Genomic DNA, 12,223 nt, shown 5'->3' with positions numbered 1-12,223 from the left:
GTCGGGGTGGCACCGCCAGGACTGCCTAGTCCGCCTGGATGGTGATCGTGGTCCAGGCGCCGACGTGGACTCGGTCGCCGTCGGCCAACGGGCGCGGGGTGTTGGGTCGCAGGGGGTCCTTGCGGTAGTTGAGGGTGGTCCCGTTCGCGGAGTTGATGTCCACGATGGCCCAGCCGCCGTCCGCGTGGGACACCAGCAGGGCGTGCAGGCGGGACACCCCCGGGTCCTCCGGCGGGCCGGTCAGGTCGATGTCCGGCAGGATGCCGCGGGTGACGCTGCGGCGGCCGATGCTGACCTGGTCGCCGCGCAGCGGGAAGTGCCTGTCCGGGCAGTAGGGCGGGAAGACGATGGTGTCCGCGTCCGGACCGCCGTCCGACTTCACGCTCTCGTAGTACTTCCGGTCCGCGGACACCACCACCGACCAGGCCTGGGTCCTGACCGCGGGGGTGGCGGGCTGCTCGGCGACGTCCGGGCTGGGCTCGGACACGGCGACGGGCTCCGCGGCGGGCTCGGCGACGACGATGGGCTCGGTGACGGCAACCGGCTTCGGTGGGGGAGGGGCGAGGGAGTCCGCGCCGCAGTCCTCGCAGAAGCGGTCGGCCAAGGGCGCGCCGCACGCTGGGCACGTGCGGGCACCGGTCTGTTCCGGGATGGCCACCGTGGCCGGCGCTGGGGTGGGTTTGTCGAAGGCCAGGCCGCAGACGTCACAGAACTCGTCGTCCGCCGAGTCGTGGCCTTGGGCGCAGGTGGGCATCAGCTCTCACCGGACTTCTTGCCGACCCGTTTGGTCACCTGGGACCGGCTCTCCAGGGTCATCGAGTCGACCACGTCGACGTTGCGCTTGAGCCGGACCGTGCCGTGCACCGGATCCACCACGTCCACCACCTTGGCCAGCAGTTTGGCGGTGTCCTCGTGCCCGGACTCGTGCGCCAGCGCCACCGCGCGGCCGAGCTTGGCGGTCGCGGTCTCGATGTTGCCGGCGCGCTGGGCCTCCAGGCCCTCCTCGATCGCGGACGCCAACTCGGCCTGGCCGGTGTAGTGCGCGACCTCAGGGTTGATCTTGGTGGACAGCGCCGTGTCGTCCGTCCACACCGCGACCACCTGGCCCTTGCCCAGGACGTCACCGCTGCCGGACGCGACCAGGCTGACCCGGGCGGCGAGCATCTTGTCGCCGACCGCGGCCGGCGCGACCTGGATGCACACGTGGTAGTCCCGGCTTTCCGAACCCCACGCCCCGGTCGGGTAGTCGCCGCTGCGCGGTGCCGAGTCCACCCGCCGGTCGGTCAGGTCGCTCAGGTTCGGCTCGACCTGCTTGACGAACTTCAGGGTCGCGCCCTGCGGTGTCCACAGTCGCAACGCGACGTCCGCGACCTCCTTGTCCATCGCGGTGGACATCATCGCCCGGAAGTCCGCCTCAAGGCCGCCCGGGTCCGCCACGATGTCCACGGTGCCGAGCATCGTGTCCGAGATCCGCCGGAGTTCCTTGACCTCCCAGTCGGTTCCGACGCCACGGCAGTCGCACACGAACAGCCCGTTGACGTTCGAGAGGATGCGTTCCAGCTTCTTCGGCCGCTCGTGCACGTTCTGTCCGTCGGTCAACAGGATCGCGTGCCGCAGTTGACCCGCCTGGGTCGCGAACAGCTCCTTGGCCAACAGCAGCCACTCGCCCATCGCGGTGCCGCCGTCCGCGCGCAGCGCGTTCACCGCGCGCTTGGCCTCCTCGCGGGTGATCGAGCTCGCCGCGCGCATGCCCAGCTTCGGCGGGTACACCAGTTCCGCGATGTCCGTCCCGGCGACCACGGCGAACAGCGTGCCGTCGCGCAACGTGTCGATGGCCGCGGCGGTCGCCCGTTTCGCCTCGGCCAGCTTCGTCGGCGGATGGTGCATCGACCCCGAGGTGTCGATGATGATCACCTCGGCGGCGGGCTGGCCGGTGGTCGCGACCGAGGCGCCCGACGAGCCGCTGCCGGTGGACGTCACGGTGACGATCGCGTTGACCTCGGCCGCGCCCTGCGGCAGGTACTCGTTCTGGTAGACCTCGACCTGGAAGTCTGGATACCCGGACATTGTTGCTCCCCACAAACAGATCTACGCGAACGGGAACGGCACGACGACGGTGGTGATGTTGTCGTGGCCGCCGAGTTCGAGTGCGACGCTCGTCAGTTCGGCGGCGAGTTTCAACGGCGGCGCGTCGGACGTCTTGGCCGCTAACTCGTCCGCCTCGGACAGGTAGTTCCACAGCCCGTCACTGCACACGACAAGTCGCCCGGGACCTTCGGGGCGTAACGGGAAGATGTGCGGCGGACCCGGTTCGGCGTCCGCGCCGACCCAGCGCGCGAGCGCGTGCGCGTTGAGGTGTTTGGCCGCGTCCTCGGCCGGCATGCCGGCCGCGATCAGCTGCGCCACCAGGGTGTCGTCGGTGGTGAGCCGGGCCGTCGGGGTCCCCGCACCTGGCTCGGAGTCCGACACCCAGTACGCCCTGCTGTCGCCGATCCAGCCGACGATGACCTCCTCGGCGGTCACCACTCCGCAGACGAACGTGCAGGACGGCGCGGTCGCCACCGAGTTCGGCAGGGCCAGCTCGCCCACGGCGGTGTACGCCGCCGCGGCGCCGCTCTCGATCGCCTCCTGGGCGCTCTTCCCGGCCAGCAGTTCGTCCACAATGGACTCGAAGGAGGCGTCCACGGCGGCCTGCGAGGCCGAGTCGGCGCGTTCGGTCGAACCGACCCCGTCGCACACGATCGCCACCACCGCGGTCGGCGCGTCCGGCGGGCCGACCACGCCGAACGCCATCGAGTCCTCGTTTCGCGCCCGCTGTCTGCCCCGGTCGCTCACCCCGGCGACCAGTTCGAGGTCGTACTCCATCCGGTCGCGTCCCGTCGGCTGCGCGCGCCCGCACTGCTCACAGAACCCGTCCGCGCCCAGCTGCGTGCTGCCGCAGGCGACGCAGGCGTCCGCCTCGACGCGCCCGATCGGGCCGCCGGTGGGTGTTCTGCGCAGCTGCAAGCTGCCGCCGCAGTTCTCGCAGTAGCGGTCGGTCGCCTCGGCTGGCTCACCGCAGTCAGGGCATTTCAACACTGTGCTCGTTTCCGCTAGATCCATGTCCTGGGGCGGACCCGGTTGGCTTGGTCAACCAACGCGATCCGCTCCCGCCGGGTTCCCGCCTGTCGCGCGAGCGCCCGATACCACCCTTCCAGACCACGCCGCAGATCGTCCTCCACCAGCCGACAACCCAACACCGTGCCAGGCGACCCGTTCGGCCCGCCACGCACCCACGCGAACGCCGACTCCAGCAGCTCACGGGACGCGACCGCGCGCCGCGCGTCGTCCAGTTCCAGACCGGCCAGCTGGCTGCCGGCGAGCACCAGATCCTCCGCGGAAAGACCCGCCGACCTGGGGATTCCGGTCCTGGCCCGAACCGCGGCCAGTTGCGCGGCGAGGTGATGGCTGGACGTGTCCGGCACGGAGTTGAGCACGTCCACGGCCTCCATCCGGCCGCCCTTGCCCAACAGAGCCCGCGCGAGCCCGAACGCCGCACTGATGTACGTCCGATCGGTCCGCCAGACCATCCGGTAGTACTTGTCGGCGTCGGCCAAGTCGCCGGACGCCTCCGCGCACACCGCGATCCCCAGCTTCGGCGCGGCCTCGCCCGGCAGCGCGTCGTACACGCTCTCGAACGCCATCCGCGCGTTGCCGGGCTTGTTCTCCGCCAGCGACGCCAGGCCGCGGTGCCACGCCACACGCCAGTCGCCGTGCTCGGTCTTGGTGGAGTTCAACGTCTTCGCGGCGTTCGCGTGGTCGCCCAGTTCGATGTAGGCCCGCGCCAGCCGGAGCTTGATCTCCACGCTGGCCAGCTTGGTCGCCTTGAGCTCGGCCACCAGCTCCTTCGGGTCGGTCGCGTGCACGCCGGCCAGGAACGCGGCACCCGGGTCGGCGGCGTCCACCCGCGGGATCGGCAGCGACTGGGCGACCACCGCGAGGGTGGGCGTGCTCGGCACCGAGGTGGTCGGGATGCCGAAGCTGCGGCGTTCCGGCGTGAACTCGACCGACACACCCGGCCGGGGCTGACCGTCCTCGGCCGCGGCGACCTCGCGGAACACCCCTTCCAGCTGGTCGCGCATCTCCTCGGCGGAGCCGAACCGCTGGGCCGGGTCGCTGTGCGTGGCCCGCGTCAGCAGCCGGTGGTACGACTCGAACTCGGCCAGCAGCGCCTGTTCGGCCGGACCGGGCAGCGAGGTCTTGTACGTGTTGTGGAAGTCGAACGGGAACGACATCACCGCGAGCGCGCGGCCGACGGTGTACACGTCGGACACCGGGCTGGGCAGTTCCTTGCCGATCTCCGGGGCCTGGTAGCCGGTGGTCCCGTAGATCGCACTGTCCTCATCGGACACATGGCGGACCGCGCCGAGGTCGATCAGCTTGAGCTGCTCCTCGACCTGGATCACGTTGTCCGGCTTGAAGTCGCAGTACACCAGGCCGATGCCGTGCAGGTACCCCATGGCCGGCAGGACTTCCAGGGTGTACGCGATCGCCTGGGTCAGCGGCAGGCACGCGGTCTGGTCGCCGGACTTCTGCCGGACCTCCTTGATCATGTCCTTGATGGACGTGCCGCCGACGTACTCCATCACGATGTACCCGGTCGTGATGCCGTCGTGCGCGTGCTCGACGAAGTTGAAGATCTTCACGATGGTCGGGTGCTCGACCTGCGCCAGGAACCGGCGTTCGGCCACGGCCGCGGCCATCGCGTCGGCGTCCCCGGTGTCCAGCAGGCCCTTCAGCACCACCCAGCGGTCGGCGACCGCGTGGTCCAGCGCCAGGTAGATCCAGCCGAGACCGCCGTGCGCGATGCACCCGAGCACCTCGTACTGGCCGACCAGCTGGCCGGGCTGGAGTTTCGGGGTGAAGTCGAAATGGTGCCCGCACTTGGCGCAGAACCCCTCGACCCGGCCCGGCCGGCCCTCCCGGCCGCGGCCGACCTTGGTCCCGCACTTGCTGCAGAACCGCTTGTTCTCCGGCACTTCCGGGTTGGTGAGCACGGCCTCGCGCGGGTCGCGTTTCGGCACCGGCGCGATGTCCACGATGCCGCGCCCCAGCAGGCCGCGGTTGGTCGACCGGGTGGAACCGCGGCGCGACCGGGACGTCACGGCGCTTGTCGTCGGCGTGGTCCACGACGTGACCGCCGTCGGCCGGCTGGACGTGCGCGACGACATGGACGGCGGGGCCGTCGAACTGCTCAGCGGTGCGGGCGGCTCCAGACCGCAGACGTCACAGAAACCGTCCTCGATCTTCCCGCCACACCCGGTACGGGGACATTTGTCCATCTAAGCGCCCCTCTTGTCGTGCAGTGCCTGCTGATAGCGGTTGACCGCCCGCGTCGCCGCGGCCAGGTCACATGGCCTGGTGTAGAGCACGGTGTGGGCCGCGCGGTGCAGTTCGGACAGTTCCCGGTCCTCGGCGTGGCCGAGCCGGTTGGCTTTGGCGCGGTACGCGTCCAGCCGGCCGCGCAGCTCCAGCCTGCGGTCCAGCAGCCCGGTGACCAGCCGCAGCTGGGTGCGGGCCTCGGCCAGCGCGGTGCTGGCGTCCCGCTCCAGGCCGTCCAGGCCAGCGGCCAGTTCCCGCCACTGCCCGGACCGCCACAGCTCCGGCAGCTCGCGCTGGCGGGCGCGCAGCACCGGCAGCGAGTCGGTCAGCCTGGGCAGCGCCGGGGACGCGATCTTCTCCAGCACGGTCGCGTACGCCACCTGCGTCTCCTGCTGTGCCGCGACGATCTCCGCGAACAACGCCACGATCCGGGCCTGGCGTTCGTCGAACGTGTCCTTCGCGGACGCCAGCCGCGCCAGCCGGGCCCGCGCGTCGACCAGTTCGCCCGCCACCCCGTCCGGGGACTGGACGCTGCCCATGGACATCGGGTCGGACAGCGCCAGCCGGCGGATCTCGGACAGCTCGCCGTCGATCCGGGTCAGTTCCGGGTCGGTCACGCCGAGCGAGGTGGCCAGCGCGGTCACCGATCGTAGTTCCGTTTCCAGTGGGTCGAGCCGGTCGACCGTGGCCGACCACGCGGTGTCCGCCGCGGCCAGCACCTCGGTGACCGACGCGTACAGCACCTTCATCCGGTCCACCAGCTGGGCCAGGGTCACCCGCTCGCTGACGATCGCCGGGCCGGTCAGGCTGCGCTGCTCGATCGGCACCTGCTTGGCGTTCAGCTCGACGACCATGCCGGTCAGCAACCCGGTCAGCTCGCGCAGCTCCGTCTGCCCCGGCCGGGACCGGCGGGCCAGGATCTCCTTGGCCTGCTCCAGGAGCCTGTGGTGCACGTTGAACTGCTCCCACAGCACGGCCATGGCCGCGCTCGCCTCCGCCCAGCGCACCTTGGTCACGCCGGTCAGCGTGGCGTGCCGCAGCAGCTGGTGGCCGGCGTGCGAGTCCATCGCCACCAGCGCGTCCGCCATCTGGTCGCTCTCCGCACTGAGCCGTTCCAGGGCACGTTCGGCCCCGTCCTGGCTCAACATGACGGTCAACTTTCGTACTGCGGCACAGGCGGCACCGGTGTCGCACCCGGGATCAACCCACCCAGCCACTTCTGGTAGGAGCTCGTCCAGCGACCGCTGCCGCGGACCTGCTCGATCACGCCGTTGACGAACCGGAGGAAATCCTTGTCCGGGGTCTTGGCGACCGCCATGCCGTACGGTTCCGCGCCCAGCGACGGGCCGACCATCTCGGTGTACCGGTCCTGCGCGGCCATCCCGGCCAGGATCACGTCGTCGGTGGACACCGCGTCCACCTCGTTCTGCTGCAGCATCACCAGGCAGTCGGTCCAGTCCGACACCTGCACCGGGACCGGCTTGGGATCCCACTGGTTCGCGATCTTGCTCAACGACGTCGACCCCTTGTTGGCGCACACCCGCTTGCCGCCCAACTGTTCCGCGCCGGTGATGCCGGAGTTCTTCTTCACCAGCACCCGTTGCGTGGCCTGGTAGTAGACGGCCGAGAAGTCCACGTCGTTCTTGCGGTCACAGGTGATGCTCATGGTCCGCACCACGATGTCCACGTCGCCGCTCTTGAGGAACGGGATGCGCTGATCGGACGTGACCGCGCGGAGCTGGATCGCGTTCGGGTCACCGAAGATGGCCTGCGCGATGGCCTTGGCCATGTCGATGTCGAAACCCTGGATCTCCCCGGTGAACGGGTCCCGGAAACCCACGTTGAACGTGTTCTGGTCGACGCCGACGATCAGCTTCCCGCGCGCCACGATCTTGGCCATGCCGGCCGGCATCGCCCCCGGCTTCGGCAACGGGCTCAGCGGCGACTTGCTGGCGAGCAGGTTGCCGCAGTTCTGCTGGCCCGGCGGCGGCACCGCGGCCGCGTCCTGCGCCGCGCCCGGTTTCGGAACGGCCGCGGACACGGTCGGGATCGTCGTGCCGCCCGAGCTGGTCGAACACCCCGCGACCAACGCCGCGGCCAAGCCCAGCCCGGCTGCCAGTAGCCGCCTGTTCATCGGTACTCCTTCAGGCGCTGCCAGATACCCACGGTCGACGCGACCGCCACGATGACGGCCAACAGGGCCACCCCCACCACTGTCCCACCGAGCGCGCCGCTCGCGGCGCTGATCTCGTCGTTGAACGCCGAGCGGGTGCGGTCGATCGCGGTGTTGAGCGCCTTGTCCACGTCGTCGAACTCGGTGGCGGCGCTGTCCGTCGGGCCGATGGCCAGGTTGACCGCGGTGGTGTAGTCGCCGTTCTGGTCGGCGAGGTGGAGCTTGTCATGGGTGGCGAACCAGGCCGAGGCACTCGTCCGCGCCTTGTCGACCGCGTCCCGCACCGCCTGGTCGGTGGCTCTCGACCGGGCGCTGTCCAGCAGCGCGCTCAGTTGCGGCTTCTGCGTCTTGGCGTAGTCGTCCTCGTACGTCTGGCCGGTGCCGCGGGCCACCAGGGTCAGCGTCTCGTCGGCCCGGCCCTGCAGCGTCGCGATCCGGGCCTGGGCGAGCACGTCGACCTGCGCCGATCCCTGAATCCTGCTGTCGTCCACGTCCCCGATCACACCAAACGTCGCGATGACCACCCATAGCAACGAGATGACAGCCGCGGCGGTTCCGGACAGCAGCCCGATGTTGAACACCCGGTTGGTGCGCCGCCGGACGTACGCCTGGGCGACGATCAGCACGGCCAGCAGCACCAGCCCGACGAAGATCTCCAGGATCGGGAACGAGCCGGCCCGGTCCTGGTCGGCGGCCACCTGCGTGACCTCCTCCTTGTAGAGGTTCTTCGCCGCGGGCAGCAGCTGGGTGCTCATCAGCGACGACGCCTCACGCTGGTACGCGATGCCCAGGGGGAGGCCCTGCCGGTTGTTGGCCCGCGCGGTCTCGACCAGGCCGGTGTACACCGGAAGCTGCTGGGACAGCGTCGCCAGCGAGCTACCCCGCGCGGTCACGTCCCCGGGCTCGCGCGCGGCGACGGCGATCGCCAAGGCGTTGCTCGCCTGGGCGATGTCGTTCTCGTACCGCTTGCGCACCGGGCTGGGTTCCAGCCCGCCGGCCAGGAACGCGCCCGCCGCGGTCGCGTCGGCGTCCGACAGCGAGCGGTAGATCTCCTGCGCGGCCACGCTCAACGGCCCGCTGCGCGCGGCCAGATCGTCCAGCGCCTGCGCCCGGCGCTGGACGCTCACCGCGCTGAAGACGCCGGCCGCGAGGCCCACCACGACCACCAGCAGGGCCAGCACGCCCAACACGCCGGGGGTGGTCCTGGCCAGGGACGTGACCTGGCGTAACGACCCGTTCGTGGTCTCTCGTTGACTGGTGATCGTCATCCCTGGTCACCCGCTGACATGCCGCAGTCCCACCCCTCAGTCCCGCCTTGACTCCCCGTCGCCGGTGATGATCCCCACACTAGCTCGCTGTCGGTAACCGCTGAGCCCGGATCGCAGCAACACCGGTGCTCACGCGTAATCGGAGTTTTGGGCATTCTTGATGTCGTCCATGAGGGACTTTTTCACATCGGCCGGGGCGTACGCCGCGCGCACTCCGTTTTCGGCCAGTTGGACGAGCTTTTCCGCATCGAATCCGAACACTTCGTGAGCGATCAGATACTCCTGGTTGAGCGTGGTGTGGAACATTCCCGGATCGTCGGTCGCGAGTGTGACCGGTACACCCGCCTCGACCAGTCTAGGCAGCGGATGCCGGGCCAATGTGTCAACTGCCCTTGTCCGGATATTCGACGTGGGACATACCTCCACCGGAATGCCGTGTTCCGCCAGATGGGCTACCAGTCTCGGATCTTCGGCCGCGGTGGTGCCATGGCCGACGCGTTCGGCGTGCAGGTCGTTCACCGCGGCCCACACCGATTCGGGACCGGTCGTCTCGCCGGCGTGCGGCAGGCAGCGCAGGCCGGCGTCCCGGGCCCGCGTGAACTGCTCGGCGAACCATTCCCGCGGCACACCGATCTCCGGCCCGCCCAAGCCGAGCCCCACCGTGCCCTCCGGGGCGTGCCGCAGCACCCAGTCCATGGTTCGCGGAGCGTCGTCCCGGCCGAGGTACCCGTTGATGTCGAACACCCAGCCGAACCGCACACCGTGGTCCGCCAAGGCGATCCGCCGCGCGTCGACCAGCGCCTCGGCCAGCTCGTCCGGCTCGATCCCGACGTCCAGGTGCGACGTGGCGGTCACCGTGACCTCGGCGTACTTCACGTTGTTGGCCGCTTGGTCGCGGGCCAGGCCGACCAGCAGCGCGGTCACGTCCTCGCCTGAGGAGACCAGGCTGTTCACCGCGGCGTAGACCTTGATGAAATGGGCGAAGTCGGTGAACTCGTAGAAGTCACGCAACGCCTGTTCGTCGGTGGGCACACCGCGGTCCGGGTGCCGGCGGGCCAGTTCGAGGACCGTCGGGACGGACGCCGAGCCGACCAGGTGCACGTGCAGCTCGACCTTGGGCAGAGCTTCGATGAACTCACGCATGGTGGCCATGTAACCAGACCGGGCGGGTGTCCTCTCAGGACTTGACGGACGCGGCGGGCGTACTGGAATGCCCTGGCGGAATACCCAGGAACTCGCCCTGACCGCGACCGCGTTCGGCGTGTTCTTCGTCGGATATCTGAAATGGGAAGTGCCCAGCAATCCGGCACCGCACAGGTTCGGCGCCCGCCAGAACAGTGATTCCGCGTTTCCTGCTCGGCCGCGCTGCGGGCCCGGCTGGTCGCGTGGTGCATGGTCGCGATGCCGATCTCCACCGCGTTCACGATCGTCCAACGTGGACTGATCGCGGCGGTACCGTACGTCCTCGGCGCGCTCGCGTTGGCACTCAGGGCGGCACCGGGGAAGGATCCGACTTCCGGCGCCTTGACATCGGACTCCGTCGCCCGCGAAGGTTCGGGCTGACCTGGCTTCTCAAGTGCATTGGGGGTTCCCGTGCGGCGCGTTGTGACCGTGCTGGCCGCGGTTGTCCTTGCCCTACCACTTACGTCCGTTATGTCCTTCGCCGCCGTGCAGGGCCCGGTGTTCAAGGACGGCCAAGCCCAGCCGGTGTTCGACCCCACCGACATCGTGCGCGACAACCTGTGGGTGACCGCGCCGGTGGACAGCGACCGGGACGGCAAACCCGACCTCGTGCACGTCGAGGTCGTCCGGCCGCGGGCCACCGAGCAGGGCCTGCGCGTGCCTGTCGTGTACCAGGCGAGCCCCTACTACGCCCCGCTCAACGACGTGCAGAACCACGACGTGGACGTGGAGCTGAACGTCCCCGGCCGCGGCCATCACGGCCACCACACCGACGACCCGCGGGTCGCGGCGGCGGTCGGCCCCAACGACGCCGCCGCGCCGATCACGTGGCGGTACGAGTCGTACTTCGTGGCCCGCGGCTTCGCCGTGGTGTACGGGGAATCGCTCGGCACCGGCGAGTCCACCGGCTGCCCGACGTCCGGCGGCCGCAACGAGACCATCGGCGCGAAGTCCGTTGTGGACTGGCTGAACGGCCGCGCCAAGGGCCAGGACGCGGCCGGCGCGCCCGTGCGGGCCAGGTGGGCCACTGGCAAGGTCGGCATGATGGGCGTGTCCTACAACGGAACGCTGCCCAACGCCGTCGCCTCCACCGGCGTGGAGGGCCTGGACGCGATCGTGCCGATCGCGGCGATCTCCAGCTGGTACGACTACTACCGCGCGGACGGTGCCGTGGTCGCGCCGGGCACGTTCCAGGGCGAGGACCTGGACATCCTGGCGGAGTTCGTCTACACCCGCGCGGACCGGGAGATCTGCAAGCCGGTCATCGCCGACCTGGCGAAGCGCCAGGACCGGGTGACCGGCGACTACAGCGCGTTCTGGAACGAGCGCAACTATCTCAAGGACGTGGGCAACGTCCGCGCCGCGGTGCTCGAGGTGCACGGCCTGAACGACTGGAACGTGAAGGACACTCACTTCGCCCAGTGGTACGAGGGGGTCAAGCGCCAAGGCGTGCCGCACCAGCTGTGGCTGCACCAGTTCGGCCACGCGGACCCGTTCTCGATCCGCCACGACGAGTGGCTGGTCGCGCTGAACCGCTGGTTCACCCGGTTCCTCTACAAGGTCCAGAACGGCGTGGAGAACGAGCCGCACCTGACGATCCAGCGTGAGGACAAGACCTGGCACAACGAGGCCGAGTGGCCGGTGCCCGGCACGTCCGACGGCTCGCTGTTCCTCGGCGCCGGCGGCAACGCGCGGGGCAGCCTCGGCGTCTCACCGTCGCACGGCCGGGTCGTGGAATCGCTGACCGACGACTCGTCGAAGACGGCCGAGTCCCTGGCGGACGCCGCGTCGTCACCGAACCGGCTGTCCTACACGACGGGCGTGACGAAGGCGCCGCTGCGACTGAGCGGCGGGGCAACGGTCGACCTGCGGGTGTCGTTCAGCCGGCCGGCCGCGAACGTGACGGCTCTGCTGGTCGACCGGGCCCCGAACGGCCTCAGCAAGATCGTCACCCGGGGCTGGACCGACCCGACGAACCGGATCAGCCCGTGGTTCACCACACCCATCACCCCCGGCCGTGAGTACTCGATCCAGGTGCCCATGGTGCCCAAGGACTACGTGTTCGCGGCCGGCCACACCATCGAGTTCGTGCTGCTGTCGAGTGACTTCGACTACACCCTGCGACCCAAGCCCGGCGCCGGGATCTCGTTGAACGTCACCCGCACCGACCTGCGGCTGCCGGTGCTCGGTGGCCAGCGCGCGCTGCGGGCCGCGCTGTAACCACAGGTAGTCCCTAAGC

At 69.9% G+C, this 12,223-nt stretch carries 11 protein-coding genes; 3 read left to right on the top strand and 8 right to left on the bottom strand.

The features are described from left to right. Positions 1-25: 25 nt before the first annotated feature. From EV192_RS42975 to EV192_RS42960, 4 genes are read right to left on the bottom strand one after another with little or no spacing between them, the layout of a single operon-like run. Positions 26-754 (bottom strand): FHA domain-containing protein, encoded by a 729-nt coding sequence (locus EV192_RS42975; protein ID WP_132124491.1) that lies wholly within the window; start codon positions 752-754, stop codon positions 26-28. After that, entirely contained in the window at positions 754-2,067 is a 1,314-nt protein-coding gene (locus EV192_RS42970) for a vWA domain-containing protein (protein ID WP_132124490.1), read from the bottom strand. The genes EV192_RS42975 and EV192_RS42970 overlap by 1 nt, the downstream gene beginning before the upstream one ends. Positions 2,068-2,088: 21 nt before the next feature. Continuing rightward, on the bottom strand, positions 2,089-3,075 hold the full coding sequence (locus EV192_RS42965) for a PP2C family protein-serine/threonine phosphatase (RefSeq protein WP_243727427.1): 987 nt from the start codon (positions 3,073-3,075) through the stop codon (positions 2,089-2,091). Between the two features lie 17 nt (positions 3,076-3,092). After that, entirely contained in the window at positions 3,093-5,144 is a 2,052-nt protein-coding gene (locus EV192_RS42960) for a serine/threonine-protein kinase (RefSeq protein WP_424923429.1), read from the bottom strand. On the opposite strand from EV192_RS42960, the gene EV192_RS57550 reads away from it, so the two are divergent. Next, the gene (locus EV192_RS57550; RefSeq protein WP_424923428.1) at positions 5,116-5,325 is read left to right on the top strand and encodes a hypothetical protein; all 210 of its coding nucleotides are present in this window, start codon (positions 5,116-5,118) and stop codon (positions 5,323-5,325) included. The two genes, EV192_RS42960 and EV192_RS57550, sit on opposite strands and share 29 nt — an antisense overlap. Here the strand turns inward: EV192_RS57550 and EV192_RS42955 are convergent. The 4 genes from EV192_RS42955 to add all read right to left on the bottom strand — a co-directional run bounded on the left by EV192_RS42955 (position 5,322) and on the right by add (position 9,945). Then, positions 5,322-6,509, bottom strand: coding sequence for a hypothetical protein (locus EV192_RS42955; RefSeq protein ID WP_132124487.1), 1,188 nt, complete (start codon positions 6,507-6,509; stop codon positions 5,322-5,324). The genes EV192_RS57550 and EV192_RS42955 overlap by 4 nt on opposite strands. 5 nt (positions 6,510-6,514) lie before the next feature. Further along, a complete protein-coding gene (locus EV192_RS42950) occupies positions 6,515-7,495 on the bottom strand; it encodes a glutamate ABC transporter substrate-binding protein (protein ID WP_132124486.1) in 981 nt (326 codons plus the stop codon). After that, positions 7,492-8,802, bottom strand: coding sequence for a hypothetical protein (locus tag EV192_RS42945; RefSeq protein WP_132124485.1), 1,311 nt, complete (start codon positions 8,800-8,802; stop codon positions 7,492-7,494). The genes EV192_RS42950 and EV192_RS42945 overlap by 4 nt, the downstream gene beginning before the upstream one ends. Before the next feature lie 129 nt (positions 8,803-8,931). Continuing rightward, positions 8,932-9,945 carry an adenosine deaminase gene (gene add / locus EV192_RS42940; protein ID WP_132124484.1) on the bottom strand — a complete coding sequence of 338 codons (1,014 nt, stop codon included), beginning with the start codon at positions 9,943-9,945 and terminating at the stop codon, positions 8,932-8,934. Positions 9,946-10,203: 258 nt separating this feature from the next. On the opposite strand from add, the gene EV192_RS54335 reads away from it, so the two are divergent. Both EV192_RS54335 and EV192_RS42930 read left to right on the top strand, forming a co-directional pair. After that, positions 10,204-10,365, top strand: a complete 162-nt coding sequence (locus EV192_RS54335; RefSeq protein ID WP_165960897.1) for a hypothetical protein — start codon at positions 10,204-10,206, stop codon at positions 10,363-10,365. Positions 10,366-10,395: 30 nt separating this feature from the next. After that, positions 10,396-12,204, top strand: coding sequence for a Xaa-Pro dipeptidyl-peptidase (locus EV192_RS42930; RefSeq protein ID WP_279495531.1), 1,809 nt, complete (start codon positions 10,396-10,398; stop codon positions 12,202-12,204). Positions 12,205-12,223 lie beyond the last annotated feature (19 nt).

The sequence above is a fragment of the Actinocrispum wychmicini genome, from assembly GCF_004345645.1.
GTDB classification, from domain to species: Bacteria; Actinomycetota; Actinomycetes; order Mycobacteriales; family Pseudonocardiaceae; genus Kibdelosporangium; species Kibdelosporangium wychmicini.
The sequence above is the reverse complement of the archived record's forward strand: the minus strand, read 5'-3'. Positions and strand labels throughout refer to the sequence as shown.